The organism is Capnocytophaga stomatis, assembly GCF_002302635.1.
Taxonomy (GTDB): Bacteria; Bacteroidota; Bacteroidia; order Flavobacteriales; family Flavobacteriaceae; genus Capnocytophaga; species Capnocytophaga stomatis.
In genome coordinates this window covers 401,096-420,434 of record NZ_CP022387.1, presented here as the reverse complement: position 1 = coordinate 420,434, position 19,339 = coordinate 401,096, and the positions used below count along the sequence as shown (strand labels likewise).

Sequence of the window (19,339 nt, the reverse complement as noted above, 5' to 3'; positions counted from 1 at the left end):
ATTTTTGCCAAGATTTTTACTAAAAAAGAATAAAATGAAAAAAAGATTACTATCAATAAGCTTTCTTGTTGCTTTGGTTTTTTCAGCTTGCAACAACACCAAAACAAAAACAAATTCGTCTGCTGAAAATACGGAATCAAACACAGAAATCACCGAATTTATACCGCTTCCTGAGGAAACTATCGTTACTAATTCCGAAGATGATATTCAGGTTTATACCGTGAAAATTGGGAATGACCCCGAAAAAAGCCACCTGACGGCTTCGTTTCCTATTACAGCGTATGATTTTGTAAATCAGAATGAAAGAGCTTTTACAGAAACCCTTGTAAACGAATTTAAGCAAACCTTTAAGGAAGACCAAAATCAAGAATCTGTGTCGAGTTTGGATTTCAATCAACATTTTGAAGTGAAATACCATACGGAAGATTTTATGATTTTTCTTCACGAGCGAAATGTTTCTTACGGAAATACTTACGATGATTCGTTTGTGGCTTCGGTTTTCGATTTGAAAAACAAAAAGAAACTTCAACCCGAAGATTTTTTCAAAAGCAAGGAAAGTTTTGAGCAATTTACTCAAGAAATTAAGAATATTGCTCGTGATTTATTGAAAAAACGCGTGCAAGAATCTCCAAACTACGCTAATGACGATGAGCGAAACGAGGTAATACAATCTTTGGAAGAGGCACTAACAGAAGGCACGCTTCCTACCGAAAAAAATTACGATGCGTTGTTCTTTGATGAGAAAGGTGATTGGTACGTTCTTTTCGATAAATATCAGATAGCCAGTGGTTCAATGGAAAATTTTTCGGTGAAAATCCCTCAAAATATTATTGAAAAATATGTAGCGGATACCTTCTTAAAAATTTTCAAGAAAGAAGAAGTAACTGCTCAGATTTCTGACGTAAACATTTCTGAACCAGTGTATTCGGAAGTAGATTGTTCTAAAGTTCCGTGCGTGGCACTTACTTTTGACGACGGACCTTCGGTGTACACTTCGCAACTATTGGACGTCTTAAAAGAAGAAAGTGTAAAAGCTACTTTTTTTGTGTTAGGAAAATCGGCATCGGTTCAAAAACAAACGCTTAAGCGAATGGCAGAAGAGGGGCATAACATTGGAAATCACTCATATGACCACAAGGATTTTCGTAAAATTTCTGATGAAGAAGCATTACGGCAAATAAAACTAACCGATGACATCGTAGCGGGAATCACGGGCGAAAAACCCCGATATTTTCGTTTTCCGTATGGGGCTCACACTAAGGAAAATTTGGCAATGGTGGGCAGACCTGTGATTATGTGGAACGTTGACCCATTGGATTGGAAATATCGCGAGGCAAGTCGCGTAGCCGAAGCAATGTCAAAAACTTCGCCACAAGGAATCATCTTGGCACACGATATTCATAAAAGTACTGTTCAGGCTATTCCGCAGGTAATCAAAAACTTGAAGGCACAAGGATACCAAATTGTGTCGCTTGATGATTTGTTCCGTCAGAAAGATTTGAAAAACGGACAGAAATATTCCAGTGGGAAATAAATTTCTTAAACGAAGAAAAATATTTACAAAAATTTGGATAGAATAAAAAAAGTCGTACATTTGCCCACATACACTGATAAAGTGAGTTATAAAAATAGAAAAGAAAAATGAATTTTATTAATACAAATAACCGTTGGTGGAGCAATTGCAGTCTCATAAAAAGGGAGTGTGATTGATTTTTTGTATTTGTAAAGTTTCAAGAAAATATAAAAGTCATTAGGGTACTTCCTAATGGCTTTTTTTATTGCTGTTATTTAAGTAAAACAATATTAAAATTTTAGATATGGAAAAAAAGTATTTTGAAAAACAAGCAGTTATTAAAGTGTCGCCATTGGCTGAAATGTTAAATTATCAAGGATATTACGGGGAATACGGAGGAACTCACGTACCGCCAATGTTGGAGGCTAAATTAAAAGAATTGAGTGATTTTTTTGATGAAATTACCAAATCAGAAGCTTTTCAGGAAGAGTTTGTTGAGATATTAAAAGACTTTGTAGGCAGACCGTCATCTCTTTATTTTGCTAAAAACTTGAGTGATTATGTCGGTTCTAAAATTTATCTCAAACGTGAGGATTTGAATCACACAGGTTCGCACAAAATCAACAATGCCATTGGGCAAATTTTGGTAGCAAAAAAAATGGGAGCGAAGGAAATTATCGCAGAAACCGGAGCGGGACAACACGGGGTAGCAACTGCCACAGTGTGTGCATTTTTGGGCTTGAAATGCAAAATTTTTATGGGGGCGGTAGATATGAATCGTCAGGCTTTGAATGTACGCCGTATGCAAATGTTGGGAGCAGAGGTAATCGCTTGTACATCAGGAAATCAAACTTTGAAAGATGCTGTTGATACGGCTTTGAATTATTACATCGAAAATCCGGAAAGTTACTATTTGCTTGGTTCTCACGTAGGTCCGCATCCTTATCCTAAGATGGTGGGATACTTTCAAAGTGTAATCGGAAATGAAGCAAGACAACAAATTTTGCAAAAAGAAGGACGTTTGCCGGATAGTATTGTTGCTTGTTTGGGAGGCGGTTCTAACGCAATAGGTTTATTTTCAGCTTTTTTGGAAGATAAAGATGTGAAAATTTATGGAGCAGAAGGCGGAGGAGAAGACACCTATCAAAACACTGCAGCAACGCTTAATTATGGGAAACCAATTGTTTTTCAGGGGACGTATTCCTATTGTTTGGTGGATGATAAAGGAACTCCAATAGCTTCAAAATCAATTGCTGCAGGATTGGATTATCCTGGAATTAGTCCGCAACACGCTTATTTGAAAGACACAAAAAGAGTTGAATATCATTCTGTTACTGATAAAGAAGCTATTGAAGCTTATAAACTTTTATCTCGTTTGGAAGGAATTACACCTGCTATTGAATCTTCGCACGCTGTGGCATTGGCGATGAAACTAATGAAAAACAAAAATCAATTGGTGATTGTAAATCTCTCAGGAAGAGGAGATAAGGATTTAGAACGAGAGGTATAATTAAAAAGATAAATCATTTTCTGATTTTAGAAAAACAAAAAAGGAATCGAAATTTTCGATTCCTTTTTTATGTTTATTTTATTTATGTCCGAAAGGGCATTTCATTTCTTTGTGTGCAACAGGACCTAAATTCAGTGCAGGATGTTCGTAGGTTAAAACCTCTTGCATAGTAAGTCCGAGGGCATCAGCTACTCCTTTAGCATACGCAGGGTCAGCGTGATAGCAGTTGCGGATATGTCGGATTTGAATGAATTTTTGAGCTCCGCCGATGGCTCTTGCCGTATTTTCAAACAAAGCTTTTTTCTGCTCATCATTCATCAATTGGAATAATTTACGTGGTTGCGTGAAGTAATCATCATCGTCCTCACGGAAATCATAATTGTAGGCATCTCCGTTAAGTGACAAAGGTGGCTCTTGGAATTGCTTTTGCTCCTGCCAAACTCCGAAGCTGTTCGGTTCGTAATGCTTGGTAGAACCGTAGTTACCGTCCACTCGCATTGCACCATCTCTGTGATATCCGTGTACGGGACATTTAGGAGCATTCACCGGAATTTGATTGTGATTTACGCCCAAACGGTAACGGTGCGTGTCTCCGTAAGAAAACAAACGACCTTGTAACATTCTGTCAGGTGAAAAACCAATTCCCGGTACTACATTCGCAGGACTGAAAGCTGATTGTTCCACTTCGGCAAAGTAATTTTCAGGATTTCTGTTTAGTTCAAATTCTCCCACGGGAATCAAAGGAAAGTCTTTTTTGTACCAAACTTTTGTTAAGTCGAACGGATTATATTCCAAATTACGAGCTTGCTCTTCTGTCATAATTTGCACGAACATTTTCCATTTCGGGAAGTTTCCGTTTTCAATAGCTTCGTACAAATCTTTTTGGTGTGATTCTCTGTCCATTCCCACCAACTTGGCAGCTTCTTCATCGGTTAGGTTTTCAATTCCTTGTTGTGAAACCAGGTGAAATTTTACCCAGTGGCGTACTCCTTCTTTATTTATGAAAGAAAAAGTATGACTACCGAATCCGTGCATTGTGCGGTATGATTTTGGGATACCACGGTCACTCATCACGATAGTAACTTGATGAAGTGCCTCAGGAAGCAACGTCCAGAAATCCCAGTTGTTATCCGCAGAACGCATATGAGTTCGTGGGTCGCGTTTTACGGCGTGATTCAAATCGGGGAATTTCAAAGGGTCGCGAAGAAAGAACACAGGCGTGTTGTTGCCCACCAAATCCCAGTTTCCTTCATCGGTGTAGAATTTCATTGCAAAACCACGGATATCACGCTCAGCATCAGCAGCTCCACGCTCTCCGGCAACAGTAGAAAAACGTACGAACATTGGTGTTTCTTTCCCGATTTCGGCAAAAATAGAAGCTTTCGTATATTTAGTAATGTCGTGTGTTACTTTGAATATCCCGTAAGCCCCTGAACCTTTGGCGTGCATTACTCGCTCAGGAATTACTTGACGGTCAAAGTGAGCCATTTTCTCTAAAAACCACACATCTTGCAAAAGAGCAGGACCTCTTTTGCCTGCGGTCATCGTATCTTGATTATTAGCAACAGGAGCTCCCGTTGTAGTTGTCAGTTTGTTGTTGTTCATTTTTATTCTCTATTTGTTTTGTGGTGCAAAAGTAGTGCTATGTTTTTTCTATAAAAGGCTTTATCGACTGTTATTTTTTATATCAAAATAGATTTTTCTTATATATTTTAAATTATTCTATAAGTTTTTATAATGGTTGTTGATTTTCAGTTGAATAAAAAAATATTATTAATCTTACGGAAGATGGAAAGTAAAAGCGTTGGAAAATTATTTTCAAAAAATTATTTTTGCAGTGGATTTTTTAAGAATTACTCATACAATCTCTAAAAATAGAATTTTAATTATTAAGGAATAAGTTAAATAAGTGAAACAAAAGGAAGAACAAATAACGCAGTGGATTGAAATTTATTCAAAAGCATTGCTTAACAGGGCTTTATACTTGGTTTCGGATAAGGAAGATGCGGCTGATATTGTGCAAGAGGTTTTTCTTGTGGCTTACACTTCGTTTGATTCTTTTCAGGGAAAAAGTAGTCCGCTTACGTGGTTATACAATATTCTTCGCAATAAAATCGCTGATTTTTACCGTAGTAAATATAAAAATCCCGTCAATACCAATCTTTCCGATTTTTTTGATAAAGAAGGCTCTTGGGCGGACCAAAGCGTCCTTAACTTTTGGCAAGAAATATCTGAAAATTCCTCAGAAAAAGAAGATTTTTCACGAGTTTTGGAGGAATGTATTGAAAAATTGCCACCACGATGGAAAATTCTCGTCAAACTTTATTATCTGGAAGAGAAAAAGACGGAAGTAGTTTGTCAGGAAATGGAAATTTCAACGACTAATCTGTGGAAAATATTGCAAAGGAGTCGTTTACAGCTCAGAAAATGTTTGGAAATTAATTGGTTTGGAAATGTTTAGCAGAATTATACATTATTTTATATTGCCTTGTAGCGAAATTTCATTGCTCATTGAAAAGAAAACAGCGGGAAAAATTTCTTTCTTTGAAAAAGTGCGTCTTTTTTCACATTTGAGGGTGTGTCGCCTTTGTGAGATGTATCATAAAAAAGTGATATTTTTGGATAAATCACTTCAAAATACAGAAATTGGTGAAAAAAAAGTTGCTTTTGATGATTCTGAAATTCAGTTATTTAAGAATAAAATGAAAGAAAATATAAAAAAATAGTTCTTTTTTCTGTCAGGTTTCTAAAAAGTTACCGACTATGAGAATGTACGATTAATCATACGTTTTTATAAAATAACTTTTTAATAATTGAACCAGATGGAAAAACAAACTTCAAATTGTCCGTTGTCGGATGAAAAAATCTACAAAATAGGTTATTATGTATCTCTTTTCGGGATAGCTTTAATATTGTTTTGGATAGGAATTTTCAAATTCACAACCGCTGAAGCCAATGCGATAAAACCTTTGGTGGAAAATCATTTCTTAACATTTTGGGCATACGATTCGATGAGCGTACAAACGGTTTCAAACCTCGTAGGTATCGTTGAAATTACATTGGCTTTACTGCTTTTACTCAGTCCGTTTTTTCCAAAATTAGGAAAATATGCTGCTTACGGAATGGTAGTAACCTTTTTAGTAACAATTAGTTACTTGTTTACAACTCCGAATATGTGGCGAAAAGTAGAATGGCTTCCCATTACGGATTTTTTTATATTGAAAGACGTTGTGTTATTGGGTTTTAGCCTAATGCTGGTAGGAAAACAAGCGAAAAAATAATTTAAAATTAAATATCAAAATGAAAAATATAACTACTTTTATGGCGGTATTGCCTATGATGATTTTGCTTACAAGTCAATGTAAAACATCAAAAGAATCAATGAAAATGCAAGAATCAGGAATGAAAATGCAAAATATGGAAATGAAAACAACGAATAATAAAAAGAATATGAAAGAAATTTACTTTGCGGGAGGCTGTTTCTGGGGAACGGAGCACTTCTTTAAGCAAATTCGTGGTGTGGTTGCCACTCAGGTTGGATATGCCAACGGAAATACGCAGAAACCAAGTTATGAAGAAGTATATACCGATAAAACGGGGTTTACGGAAGCAGTGAAAGTCGTGTACAACCCAAAAGAGGTTGATTTACAATTACTTTTAGATTTGTTCTACGAAACGATTGACCCAACCAGTTTAAACAAACAAGGAAACGATATAGGAACGCGTTATCGCACAGGGATTTACACCATTGATGATTCCGATAGAAAAATGATTGAGAAATCACTTAACGAATTGGCTTCCAAATATAATCAGCCGATTGTGGTGGAGAATTTACCATTGAAAAACTTCTATGATGCGGAAGAATATCATCAGAATTATTTGGATAAAAATCCAGATGGATATTGTCACATAAATCCCAAATTGTTTCAAATAGCGAAAAATGCCAATCCGATGCCCCAAGCAAACGAAAAATCTTATGAAAAACCAACTGATGAGGTTTTAAGAAGTAAACTTACTGAAATTCAGTACGATGTAACGCAGAAAAATGCTACAGAGCGTCCGTTTGATAATGAATATTGGGATGAGTTCCGCGAAGGAATTTATGTGGATATTACCACAGGTGAACCACTTTTTATTTCAACAGATAAATTTGAATCGGGATGCGGTTGGCCAAGTTTCTCTAAACCGATTGATAAAAAACTCATTGCCGAAAAAATAGATAAATCGCACGGAATGACCCGTGTAGAAGTCCGAAGCAAAACAGGTGATGCCCATTTGGGACACGTTTTTACCGATGGACCTTCTGATAAAGGTGGGTTGCGTTACTGCATCAACAGTGCTTCTTTGCGTTTCATTCCAAAGGAAGAAATGAAAAAAGAAGGTTACGGAGATTACTTGAAGCTTTTGAAATAATTACTTGATATAGAATTATACAGAAAAGGACGGAAATTTATAAATTTCCGTCCTTTTTGTTTTGAAAATATTTGTTAATCTCTTAAAGTTGCACCTAACTTTTCTCCAAATTTTTGCAGTAAATTTTGCATTGATTTGTCAATTTGTTTGTCTGTCAGGGTTTTATTAATATCTTGAAGTGTGAAGCTCACTGCGTAACTTTTCTTGCCTTCCGGAAGTTTATCTCCTTGATAGACATCAAATAAGCTTACATTTTTCAAAATAGATTTTTCCGTTTCAAAGGCAATTTTATAAATATCGCCGAATGAAATATTTTCATCAAGAAGCAGAGCCAAATCACGTCTTACTTTCGGGAATTTAGAAATTTCTTGATAAACAATTTTCTGATTTTTAATGCTTTCAAGAACTACATTCCAACAGATATCCGCAAAGAGAACTTCCTGTTTGATGCCGAAATTTTTGAGAACCTTACCTTTGACTACCCCAATAGTGCCCAGAAAAGTCTCTCCTAAGAACCATCGGAATCCTTCTTGTACAAAAGAGTTATTCTCACCTAATGGCTTTATAGCAACATTTTTCAGCCCCAAACGCTCAAAAATCGCTTCGATCGTTCCTTTTAAGAAGAAGAAATCTGTCTTTTCAGAAGAAATATTCCAGCTCTCATTGTTCTTATTTCCAGTTGAATACACAATTAGATGCTTGCCTTCATTGTACTGTCCATTCTCAAAATGATAACTTTTACCAAATTCGAAAAATTTCAAATCCGAGCTTTTGCGATTGATGTTGTATTCAATTACTTCCAACCCTGAGAACAGCAGATTTTTACGCATAAAGCTTAGGTCATTACTCAACGGATTAAGAATTTTTACCGCTTTTGTTGCATCTTGTTCGTAATCTGTAATGACTTTCTCAGGAACAAGACTGTTTGTCATAATTTCAAAGAAACCTTGCCCAACAAGCTGATTTGCAACGATATTCTGCACATTATGGTCATCAAATTTTGATGAATGTGACATTGAAGCGTTGGTTTTTTCCGAAAAACTAATGTTATTATAGCCGTAAACGCGTAGTATTTCCTCAATAACGTCAGCTTCTCTCTGAACATCAACACGATACGAAGGGATTAGAAGCCCTAAACCTCTTTCAGTAATTGAATTTACCTTAATATCTAACGAATGCAGAATGTTCTTAATTGTCTCAGTTGGAATAACTTGCCCAACAACTTTGTTTACCTTATCAAAAGCCAAGAAAACTTGAAAATCTTCTTGTTTTTTGGGATATAAATCGATGATGTCAGAAGAAATTACTCCTCCGGCGATATTTTCTATCAAGATGGCTGCATACATCAAGGCATATTTTACGTCATTGATATTGATTCCTCTTTCAAAACGAAAAGAAGCATCAGTGTTGATTCCGTGTCGTTTAGCAGTTTTTCGAACCGAAATTGGGTTAAAATAAGCACTTTCTAAGAAAACAGTTCGGGTGCTGGTTGTCACACCTGAATTAAGCCCGCCGAGTACTCCTGCAATACATAGAGGTTTTTCGGTATCGCAAATCATCAAATCTTCCGCATCAAGAACGCGTTCTACTCCGTCCAAAGTGGTGAATTTTGTTCCTGCTTCCGCTTTTTTAACGATTATTTTTTTGCCGACGATGTGATTTACGTCAAAAGCGTGAAGAGGCTGTCCAAGCCCGTGAAGAACATAATTTGTTATGTCAACTATGTTATTTTTTGGAGTTAATCCAATGGCTTTGAGCTTGTTTTTTAACCATTCAGGCGATTCGGCAACCTTCACATTACTGATGGTAACACCTGCATATCGTGGTGCTAAATCTTTGTTTTTAACTTCTACATCAATTTTGGCTAACCTATTATCTACGTGGAACTTAGTCACAGAAGGAGTGATTAATTCCAAGTTCGTTCCTCGTTGCATCAAGCCTGCACGCAAATCACGAGCAACGCCGTAATGGCTCATTGCGTCGGCTCGGTTGGGAGTTAGCCCAATTTCAAAAATTTCATCACTTTCTACTTCAAAAACTTCACTGCAAGGAGTTCCCACTTCGTATTTGTTGTCCAAAACTAAGATTCCGTCGTGTCCTTCACCCAAGCCAAGTTCGTCTTCAGCACAAATCATCCCGAAGCTTTCTTCTCCTCTTATTTTTCCTTTTTTGATTTCAAAAGGCTTACCTTCTTTATCAAAAAGAACTGTGCCAATTGTTGCTACGGGTACTTTCTGTCCTTTGGCAACGTTAGGAGCGCCACAAACAATCTGCAATACATTTCCTTGCCCGATATCTACTTTGGTTACTTTTAGTCGGTCGGCATTTGGGTGCTGTTCACATTCTAAAACGTGACCAACCACAACCCCTTTGAGTCCTCCTTTTATGCTTTCGAAAGGTTCAACTCCTTCAACCTCAAGACCTAAATCAGTTAGTAGAGCACTTGTTTGCTCGGAAGGTAAATCAATTTTAATGAAGTTTTTAATCCAATTATATGAAATTTTCATAGTGTGTTTTTAGTAAAATTAAATCATTTTTGATGAGGTGCAAATTTACAATTTTCTTATGAAAGAAAAATAGTTTTTCTGCTGAAAAAATCGAAAAATTAATCACAAAGAATACAATTTATATTCTGCCTCGCTTCCGATTTACCAAACGGATATTAAAAATCTCCGTAATTCACTTGAAAACAAGGTAGTCCGAGTTCTTTTCGCCACATATCCACCACTTGATTTCTGTCGTCCAAAAGAAATTCTACAAAATATTTTCCTTGAATTTCTTTTTCAAAAATTTCCCGTTTAATGATACTATCTTTACGGAAATCATTTGCATTTCGCATTATAAGTAAATCATAATCAATGAGATGCTTTTCTAAAAAGCGGATAGTAGGCTCACGGTAAATATTTTCTCTACCTGAAAGTAAAATTACCTTATATCCCTCATTTTTAGCCATTCTCAATACTTTCGCGACAGGTTCGTTTAGTAAATCGTTATCACAAGTCGAAGCATTATAAGGGTCACGACCATTCAAAAGAGAAAGTGTACCATCTAAGTCACAAATCACGGCTTTTGGTAGATTTTCACTTTGCGTAACGTATTTAATTTCAGTTTCTTTCAATCTTTTTGGAATTGGCTTGAAATCAAATTTTTCTTTCGTAAAACGCAGTTGATTGACATATTTTTCAATCACTCCTTTTGAAATGAATTTCCCGATTTCCGCATTGCGTTTGTCGCAACGTGATACAAGTTCTTCGAGCGGTAAATCGAATACTTTAAACTGAATATCAGCATATTCTGTGTAAGTTTCTACCATATCTTCGATGGTTCGAAGTCCGCAATTTGTGGCATCAATTATTACGTTGGTTTTACTTTTCAAAAGTGCAATTGTGGAGGCTTCTACCATTTTTGAAATACGCTCTTCATAGAAGGAATTCATTTTCGTGTCCCCGAATTGCATCATCCGAAAGTCATCACGATTCACACGCACCCAATTATCTTCAGTACGCAAAAAATATTTAGCGAAAGTGGATTTTCCTGACCCGGGGGCTCCCACCAAAATAAGCAATTTCGGAAATGTATGTTTATTAATATTTTGTCGTGTCATAGTCTGCTATCTAATTGTTTTTCAATTTCTTCTCCTAAAATTCTGTCAAGTACTAAATTTTTGAAGTAATAATTTTCCTCATCAATTTGATTGTAAGGCATTTTAATCATTTTTTGATTGATAGCCCAATCATTGATGGAACATTTTAATTTTGATTTTATGTTTCTTTTTGCAATATTTTCCTGTAATCTATCCTGAAAATCAATTCCATAGACAAGCGTTAAGTAATCATTATTCCGAACTTTGAACGCCGGAGGCATTCCGGATAAAAAAGCAGTTCGGGGTTTTATCATCACGCCTTCTTCATTGCTTTGATTTACTTGATTTACCCAAAGCTGAATTTCTGGAAATTTTTGTTCGAAATCTTCCTGATTTTCAAATTTATAGTGTAAAAAATCATCGTCATTTACTTGTTTGAAACTTAAATTGTCATTTATAAAAGTTTCCGAGCCATCTGAATGAATTTCTTTTAAGATGTTGAAAGGTTTGAAATACATTTCATCATCTTTTCCGAATACATCTAATTGTTTTTTAAATAATTGAATGTTATTTTGATAATTCTCCAGATTTAAAAATTTGAATTTTTTCACCGATTCATACTGACGGATAACGTGCATCGGATATTTTTCTTTTAACTCCTTCGATGATAATGTTTTAGAGTCTTCCGTGAAAGAAAGAAATTCAGGAGTTTGCTTGATTTTGTTTAATTTTTCGTACAAATCAGATTCTTTTAAATAATCACAGTGGATTTGGTGCGAAATATAATATCCTGAAAATTCATTGTTAATCAACCCTTTACCTAAAACTGACCAAGGCATTAATTCCGATTGAATAACACGAATTTTCGTATTTTCCCACGAAAACCGAGCGTGAAGTCCTTTTAAAGCATTGAGCCATTTTTCTTTATCCAAATGATTAATTTGAAATCCGTTTCGGCTTACTAAATAGCTTTGTTCCAGATTTTTATGTAAATAAATATCACAGTATGAACCCATATATTTCTTCTGAATTACAATCTCTGAAACTCCAGCATTTAAAAACCACAAAATTCCTTCGTATAGGCTTTCTATCTCATTTCTTTCCAGTGACTTAGGAGCTGGAGAAATAGTCGGAGAAAAAGCATTTATCTTATTTTTACAGAACCAATCAATTCTTTTTTTAATGATATTTTTATCTTCCATTGCTGTTGATTTTATTTTCTATTATTCTCAATTACAACTGCTTGCGTTGGGCAAGTTCCATTGATTTTATCACCAATGCCGTGAAAAGTATATTTGTAATTTTTTCCTTCCAAGCAATTTTTCACGAAATTCTCAAATTCGGATTTATTCCATTCAAAATGATGGTCATTGTGTCGCATATTGTCCTCATTTTCAAAATAATGTATGTTGAATTCACTATTTGGTGTAGTGATAATTAATTTGTTGAAATTGAACGATAAACATTGCTTTACTAAGTGCTTGGCGTCTTCAGGAGTGTTATGCTCAATGACTTCCGTAAGTAAAATATTTACAGGCTTATCGTATTTAAAATCAGATAAATCACTGAAGAAAAATAAGTTTTCAGCATCGAATTTTTCTTTAAAATTTTCAGCAATTTTTTGTACTTCAGGGTCTGTATCCACCGCAAAATAAGGATGATTATAATTATAATTTTTTCGCATAAATCGGCGGTAATATTTCAACTCGCCACAACCAATATCTAAAATAGGAAAATCAAATCCTAATTGATTGACAGCAAAATCCATACGGCTTCCGTGTGTATCCGCAAATTGGAATTCAATTTCAATGTTTTGCTTGCGGAAATACGCCTCAAACATCGGTTTGATTTCATTTAGTTGGCGTTCACTTTTCACCGCTTTTTTAATGAATAAGTAAAACACGAAATAAGGAACGTTATCAATATTTGTTAAAATACGAGCATATTTTTGAGCAAAAGAATCATCAATGTACGTAAATTCCCCGTATTCATTGGTAATATGGACAATTACAGCGATGAAACTCAGTAAATTGAAAGCCTCAAAAACGTTTCTTCCTTGTATGGAAAGACTGACGTTGTTCCCAATTAAAGGAGTGATTTTCACGTTTTTGAAATATTTTTCCATCAAAAAATGTCCGTGTTTGTACCAAGAAGAATTGATGTACATATTTTTTACCTCGATGTTACATTGTTCTGTATCAACTTCTTGCTTGGTTTTGTTCAACCATTTGACGGATTGATTGAAATACGTTTCTTTGTCTTGCAATAAATCTTTAAAAAGTTCGTTACAAATGTGCAGAATTACAAGCGGAGAGCAATAGCTTTGAAAATCAATCTGGTTGTTTTCCTCTGGCAAATAGCTGTATCGCGTATCCTGAAAAATAACATCGTAACGATTTGAATTTAAGGCATTTCCTATGATTTGTCCGTTACGCAGTGATTTGGCATAAATCCCGAAATCGGTGTTTGGGTTTTTGTTAAGGACGTCCAGTAATTTCGGGTTTTCTGATTGAATTTGTATAATCATTTCCTTGATATTTAAGTTAAAGAAGTGAAATTTCTTCTTCTGTTGGTTTGACGATGCAAAATAAATAATATGGTACGCAATCTTTTTGCGTAGATAAAATAATTTTATTTTTTTCAATAATTTTTTGTAAGTATTTAATTTTGAAGATAGTCAAAAGGTAAAATTAGGTTATTTATTGTCTTTGTTTTATGTTGATAATCAGTTTTTTATAAAAATATTGCATTTTTGTTATGAATAAATTGAAAAAATCAAAATAGTTTTTTTACATTTGTCAATCAGGATTATAAATTAATTACAAATGAATTTACACGAATATCAAGGAAAAGAGATACTTTCAAGTTTTGGCGTACGTGTACAACGCGGAATCGTAGCACAAAGCCCAAAAGAAGCGGTAGAAGCAGCAAAACAGCTAACAGCCGAAACGGGAACGCAATGGTATGTAGTTAAAGCTCAAATTCACGCGGGCGGACGCGGAAAAGGAGGCGGGGTAAAGTTAGCCAAGGGATTGCAAGAAGTTGAACCGCTTGCACAGCAAATTATTGGTATGAACTTAGTTACACCACAAACGCCACCAGAAGGTAAAAAAGTACATCAGGTGCTTATCGCTGAAGATGTGTATTATCCGGGAGAAAGCAAACCTGAAGAGTTTTATATGTCTGTTTTGCTTGACCGTTCCAAAGGAAAAAATATGATTATGTATTCAACCGAAGGAGGAATGGATATTGAAACAGTTGCTGAAGAAACTCCTCATTTGATATTTACTGAAGAAATTGACCCGGCTGTGGGGTTGTTGCCTTTCCAAGCTCGTCAAATTGCTTTCAACTTAGGGCTTTCGGGTGATGCACAGAAAGAAATGGTGAAATTTGTAACAGCGTTGTACAATGCGTATGTTTCTTCCGATTCAAGTCTTTTTGAAATTAATCCCGTTTTAAAAACTTCTGACAATAAAATTTTGGCTGTAGATGCTAAAGTAACTCTTGATGATAATTCGCTTTATCGTCATAAAGATTATGCTGAGTTACGTGATTTGCGTGAAGAAAATCCGATTGAAGTGGAGGCTAAAGCTGTGGGACTTAACTATGTAGCTTTAGATGGAAACGTAGGATGTATGGTAAACGGAGCCGGACTTGCGATGGCAACAATGGATTTGATTAAGCAAGCAGGTGGTTCTCCGGCGAATTTCTTGGATGTTGGAGGAACTGCTGATGCCAAACGTGTGGAAACGGCTTTCCGTATTATTTTGAAAGACCCAAATGTAAAAGCGATTTTGGTTAATATTTTCGGTGGAATTGTACGTTGCGACCGTGTGGCACAAGGTATCGTAGATGCGTATAAAAATATGGGAGGAGACATTAACGTGCCAATCATAGTGCGTTTACAAGGAACCAATGCCGAAATAGCCAAAGAGATTATTGACAATTCGGGCTTGGCGGTGCATTCGGCAATTTTATTCCAAGAAGCAGCTGACAAAGTTAAAGAAGTACTAAAATAAGAAATTATTTTACCGAATAAATTTTAAGGATAGAGTTCATTCTCTGTCCTTATTTTTTTATGTTTTTAAGAAAGTGAAATCAAGCAAAAAATAATTAAATTCCAGAAAGTTATTTGTTAAAAAATAATCTGATTTTGAATTTTGATATTATATCTTTATTTATTTGAAAATCAAGTTTTTTGAATATCTCATATTGCTTAAATTTTAACACGTGAACTAAAATAAAATAGTTAAATAAAAAATATTGTTGAAAAAATAAATGTGATTTTCCATAAAACTTATATATTTGCACTTTGTCGTTATTGTATGCATAGGTATTTATATTACATAGCAATTCTTTTAGGGATGCAGGCAGTGACAGCCCAAACGCACGAAATAGGTGTTTTTTTGGGTGGTAGTAATCCTATTAGTGACGTTGGAAGAACGCATTATGTGCTTCCTAACAAGTTGGCTTTTGGAGGTTTATATAAGTGGAATTTTCACGACAAAATGGCTTTGCGTTTGCAAGTAAGCACAACTAATTTGACAGGAAAAGACAAACAATCTGATGTGGTGGGGAAAGTGAATCGAGGTTTTTCTTTTTCCAACAAGATTGTTGAAGCGAGTTTGGGAGCAGAGTATAACTTCTTCAAATTCAATATGCATAAACCTCTTGACAGACCCATAACACCTTATCTATTTACGGGAATTTCCTACATTGAACACGATGATTTGTACTTCGAAAGTTTATTGATAAGGCAACAGGAAGCGAGAAAAACATCAAAAATATACAGCACTTGGGCTCTCCCTGTTGTGCTTGGCGTAAAAGCAAAAATGGGAATATATTTTGTAGTGGCAGTTGAGGTAGGAACACGTTTTACTTTCACAAACAACTTGGACGGAAGTACTCCTAAATATGGTGCGTCGTTTGGAAATGTTGCAACTAAGGATTACTATACTTTTTCAGGCGTTACCTTAACTTACACATTCGGAAGAAAACCGTGTTATTGCAATTAGGATTAAAAAGAATATGGAAGAGATAACAAATTATCCTAAGCATCTTGCCATTATTATGGACGGTAATGGTCGTTGGGCAAAAAAGCAGGGAATGATGCGAATTTTTGGTCACGAAAGTGCAATGAAAGCAGTAAGGCAAACCGTAGAATATTGTGTGGAAAACAATATTGGATACCTTACTTTATATGCCTTTTCAACAGAAAATTGGAATCGTCCTGCTATTGAGGTAAATGCCTTGATGGAGCTTTTGGTTAAATTCTTAAAAAAGGAATCGAAATCGTTGAATGAGAATAACATTCGTTTAAAAACAATAGGAAGATTAGACCATTTTCCTAAAAAAGCGAAAGAAACATTATTAGAAACAATTGATAAACTGAAGAATAACACAGGATTAATACTCACTTTGGCTTTGGGCTACGGAGCTCGGGAGGAGCTTTCTACGGCTATAAAAAACATTGCTACGGATGTGAAAAACGGAGTTATTTCTGCAGAAAATATAAACGAATCTGTAATTAATTCGTACCTTTACACTCACGATTTGCCAGATGTGGATTTGCTTATCAGAACAAGTGGTGAGTATCGCATTAGTAACTTTTTGTTATGGCAAATTGCCTACGCCGAATTGTATTTTACAGATGTGCTTTGGCCTGATTTTAACAAAAATCACTTAAATGAGGCGATATTAAATTATCAAAAAAGAGAGAGAAGATTTGGAAAAACAAGCGAACAACTTAAGTAAACGTATGTCATTGAAGAAATATTTATTTATAGCATTGTCTGCAATCGTAGGACTTGTAAATGCTCAAGAGGAAGAGAGATTATCAATAGAGAATGGGAAAAAATATATCATTGGAGGAATTGAGGTAACAGGTTCAAAACGTTACAATGCACAAACTATCTTGACTACTTCGGGGCTGAGAGTGGGTGATGAAATTATTATTCCCGGTGAAAAATTCAGTGCTATAATTCACAAATTATGGGGCTATAAGTTGTTCAGTGACGTAAATATTTATATCCAACGAATAGAAGGAGATAAGGCGTTTTTGGAACTCGCCATTAAGGAAATTCCGTCACTTATCGATGCAAAAGTAACGGGAATTCGTGAGAAAAAGGCTGAGGAAATCATAAAAAATGCCAACTTAAAAAAAGGAACGAAGGTAAACGAGAGTTTCATTGCAGATACCAAAAACTACATTATTAATAAATATCGAAAAGAAGGATATCTCAATACAAAAGTAACCATTGATACTAAGGTAGATACCACAGATGCCAACGGAGTAAATATGTTGGTTCATATTGATAAAGGAAACAAAGTGAAAGTGGACAAAATCACTTTTGCAGGTAATGAAAAATTTTCTGATGAAAAACTTCGCAGAAAGCTCAAAAACACAAAGCAACGCACTTTTGGTCGTTTTTGGAAACGTTCAAAGTATGTAGCTAAGGATTACGATGAGGATTTGGTGTCATTGGTCGATTTTTACAAAGAAAATGGATATCGAGATGCCCGAGTTGTAAGTGATACACTAACATATGATGCTGAAGGTAATGTAAATCTGAACATTGCTTTGGAGGAAGGACACAGATATTACTTTGGAGATATTCGCTTTTTAGGAAACTCGGTGTATAATGACCGAATTTTACATCAAATTTTAGGTATCAAAAAAGGAGATGTATATAATGGTGTTCATCTTAAAAAACGCCTTCAGGACCAAACTAAACCTGATGCGGAGGATGTTTATAACTTATATCAAAATAGCGGATATTTATTCGCACGGGTTATTCCTGTAGAAACTTCTGTGGTAAATGACACAATTAATTTTGAAGTGCGAATTTCCGAAGGAAAGCCTGCGTATTTTAATAAAGTTACAGTAGTAGGAAACCAACGCACTAATGACCACGTGATTTTCCGTGAGTTGCGCACACGTCCGGGGTATTTATATAACAAAGATGCTGTAGTACGTACAATTCGTGAATTAGGTCAGTTGCAACTTTTTGATGCTCAGAATATTGTTCCTGATTTGAAAAATGCCGATGATGTTGCAGGTACAGTGGATGTTGAGTATAACCTAACAGAAACAGGTTCCAGCCAAATACAGTTACAAGGTGGTTACGGTGGAGGTTCTTTCATCGGTACATTAGCATTGGTTTTCAACAACTTTTCTATCAGAAATATTTTTAACAAGAAGGCTTATGATAGAATGCCGATTCCGATGGGTGACGGACAGAATTTATCTCTTAACATACAAGCCAGTAGATATTACAGAACGTACGGATTCTCATTTACGGAACCTTGGTTCGGAGGGAAACAACCTGTACAATTTTCAATTTCATTCAATCGTACGGAGCAATTCGGGTATAATTACTACACGTATGATGTGGATAGAAGCAAAAGAGTTTTCATAACGGGAGCAAGTGTAGGACTTGCAAAACGCCTCAGAGTGCCAGACGATTATTTCCAAATTTCGCACGCATTGAGTTATCAACATTATGATTTGAGAAACTATTCGTTAGGATTGTTTACATTCAATGAGGGAGAGTCTAACTCTTTGGCTTACACGGTTGCTTTATCGAGAAATTCAAGCGGTCCGAACCCTATTTTCCCGATGTCGGGTAGTAGTTTTTCAATCAGTGCGAAGGTAACACCTCCATATTCACTATTTAATAACGTGGATTACAAGTCGTTATCTGCTGAAAGTTCACAGGCAGAAGCCAACAGAGATACTGCAAAAATGGCAGAAATTGACCAAAAACGTTTCCATTGGTTGGAATTCTACAAAATAAAACTTAACGGAACTTGGTACACAAATATTTATGACAAATTAGTATTGAAGTTCGGAGCTGATTTCGGGTACTTAGGTGCATATAATAAAGATAGAGGAATTGTACCTTTTGAAAGATTCTTTATGGGAGGTGATGGTTTAGGGTATTATTCAATGGACGGACGGGATAACATTCAAATGCGTGGATATACGAATTATTCACTTTCATCGCCTGACGGAGAAAATATTTATAACAAATTTTCTTTGGAGTTGCGTTACCCAATTACGTTGAAACCGATGGCGTCAATTTATGGGTTAGCCTTTGCTGAAGGAGGAGGGACTTATTCAGGATTTTCAAATTTTAATCCTTTCCAAATCAAGCGTTCAGCAGGATTGGGCTTGAGATTGTTTATGCCTCAATTTGGTATGTTAGGAATTGATTTCGGTTACGGATTTGATAAGCCGTTAAACTCAAATACCAATGGCGGTTGGCAAACACATTTCATTTTCGGACAGCAATTCTAAAAATTTGGCACGATATTTTCT

General features: G+C 35.5%; 15 protein-coding genes. 10 read left to right on the top strand and 5 right to left on the bottom strand.

Translation table 11 applies throughout. The features are described from left to right. Positions 1-34 precede the first annotated feature (34 nt). Together CGC58_RS01930 and trpB are read left to right on the top strand one after the other, a co-directional pair. Positions 35-1,534 (top strand): polysaccharide deacetylase family protein, encoded by a 1,500-nt coding sequence (locus tag CGC58_RS01930; RefSeq protein WP_095894880.1) that lies wholly within the window; start codon positions 35-37, stop codon positions 1,532-1,534. A 283-nt stretch (positions 1,535-1,817) separates the two neighbouring features. After that, entirely contained in the window at positions 1,818-3,023 is a 1,206-nt protein-coding gene (gene trpB / locus CGC58_RS01925) for a tryptophan synthase subunit beta (protein WP_095894879.1), read from the top strand. A 78-nt stretch (positions 3,024-3,101) separates the two neighbouring features. On the opposite strand, the gene CGC58_RS01920 is transcribed toward trpB, so the two are convergent. Further along, positions 3,102-4,628 carry a catalase gene (locus CGC58_RS01920; RefSeq protein WP_095894878.1) on the bottom strand — a complete coding sequence of 509 codons (1,527 nt, stop codon included), beginning with the start codon at positions 4,626-4,628 and terminating at the stop codon, positions 3,102-3,104. A gap of 304 nt (positions 4,629-4,932) precedes the next feature. Here CGC58_RS01920 and CGC58_RS01915 point away from each other — a divergent pair, with 304 nt between their 5' ends. From CGC58_RS01915 to msrB, 4 genes are all read left to right on the top strand, one after another. Further along, a complete protein-coding gene (locus CGC58_RS01915; RefSeq protein ID WP_095894877.1) occupies positions 4,933-5,484 on the top strand; it encodes a sigma-70 family RNA polymerase sigma factor in 552 nt (183 codons plus the stop codon). Continuing rightward, positions 5,477-5,749 carry a hypothetical protein gene (locus tag CGC58_RS01910; RefSeq protein WP_095894876.1) on the top strand — a complete coding sequence of 91 codons (273 nt, stop codon included), beginning with the start codon at positions 5,477-5,479 and terminating at the stop codon, positions 5,747-5,749. Before CGC58_RS01915 ends, CGC58_RS01910 begins: the two co-directional genes overlap by 8 nt. A gap of 96 nt (positions 5,750-5,845) precedes the next feature. Continuing rightward, positions 5,846-6,304, top strand: a complete 459-nt coding sequence (locus tag CGC58_RS01905; RefSeq protein WP_095894875.1) for a DUF417 family protein — start codon at positions 5,846-5,848, stop codon at positions 6,302-6,304. A gap of 19 nt (positions 6,305-6,323) precedes the next feature. Then, entirely contained in the window at positions 6,324-7,436 is a 1,113-nt protein-coding gene (gene msrB / locus CGC58_RS01900; protein ID WP_095894874.1) for a peptide-methionine (R)-S-oxide reductase MsrB, read from the top strand. A gap of 74 nt (positions 7,437-7,510) precedes the next feature. Here the strand turns inward: msrB and pheT are convergent, their stop codons facing one another. The 4 genes from pheT to CGC58_RS01880 form a co-directional block, all read right to left on the bottom strand. Further along, the gene (pheT, locus tag CGC58_RS01895) at positions 7,511-9,943 is read right to left on the bottom strand and encodes a phenylalanine--tRNA ligase subunit beta (RefSeq protein ID WP_095894873.1); all 2,433 of its coding nucleotides are present in this window, start codon (positions 9,941-9,943) and stop codon (positions 7,511-7,513) included. 155 nt (positions 9,944-10,098) lie between these two features. Further along, positions 10,099-11,040, bottom strand: coding sequence for a phosphatase domain-containing protein (locus CGC58_RS01890; RefSeq protein ID WP_095894872.1), 942 nt, complete (start codon positions 11,038-11,040; stop codon positions 10,099-10,101). Then, positions 11,037-12,221 carry a hypothetical protein gene (locus tag CGC58_RS01885; protein ID WP_095894871.1) on the bottom strand — a complete coding sequence of 395 codons (1,185 nt, stop codon included), beginning with the start codon at positions 12,219-12,221 and terminating at the stop codon, positions 11,037-11,039. The genes CGC58_RS01890 and CGC58_RS01885 overlap by 4 nt, the downstream gene beginning before the upstream one ends. Before the next feature lie 11 nt (positions 12,222-12,232). Then, entirely contained in the window at positions 12,233-13,546 is a 1,314-nt protein-coding gene (locus CGC58_RS01880; protein ID WP_095897068.1) for a methyltransferase domain-containing protein, read from the bottom strand. A gap of 298 nt (positions 13,547-13,844) precedes the next feature. On the opposite strand from CGC58_RS01880, the gene sucC reads away from it, so the two are divergent. The 4 genes from sucC (at position 13,845) to bamA (ending at position 19,318) form a co-directional block, all read left to right on the top strand. After that, positions 13,845-15,038, top strand: a complete 1,194-nt coding sequence (gene sucC / locus CGC58_RS01875) for an ADP-forming succinate--CoA ligase subunit beta (protein WP_095894870.1) — start codon at positions 13,845-13,847, stop codon at positions 15,036-15,038. Between the two features lie 306 nt (positions 15,039-15,344). Continuing rightward, a complete protein-coding gene (gene porG, locus CGC58_RS01870; protein WP_095894869.1) occupies positions 15,345-16,034 on the top strand; it encodes a type IX secretion system protein PorG in 690 nt (229 codons plus the stop codon). 13 nt (positions 16,035-16,047) lie between these two features. Continuing rightward, positions 16,048-16,773 (top strand): isoprenyl transferase, encoded by a 726-nt coding sequence (locus tag CGC58_RS01865; protein WP_095894868.1) that lies wholly within the window; start codon positions 16,048-16,050, stop codon positions 16,771-16,773. 4 nt (positions 16,774-16,777) lie between these two features. Beyond that, a complete protein-coding gene (bamA, locus tag CGC58_RS01860) occupies positions 16,778-19,318 on the top strand; it encodes an outer membrane protein assembly factor BamA (protein ID WP_095894867.1) in 2,541 nt (846 codons plus the stop codon). Positions 19,319-19,339 lie beyond the last annotated feature (21 nt).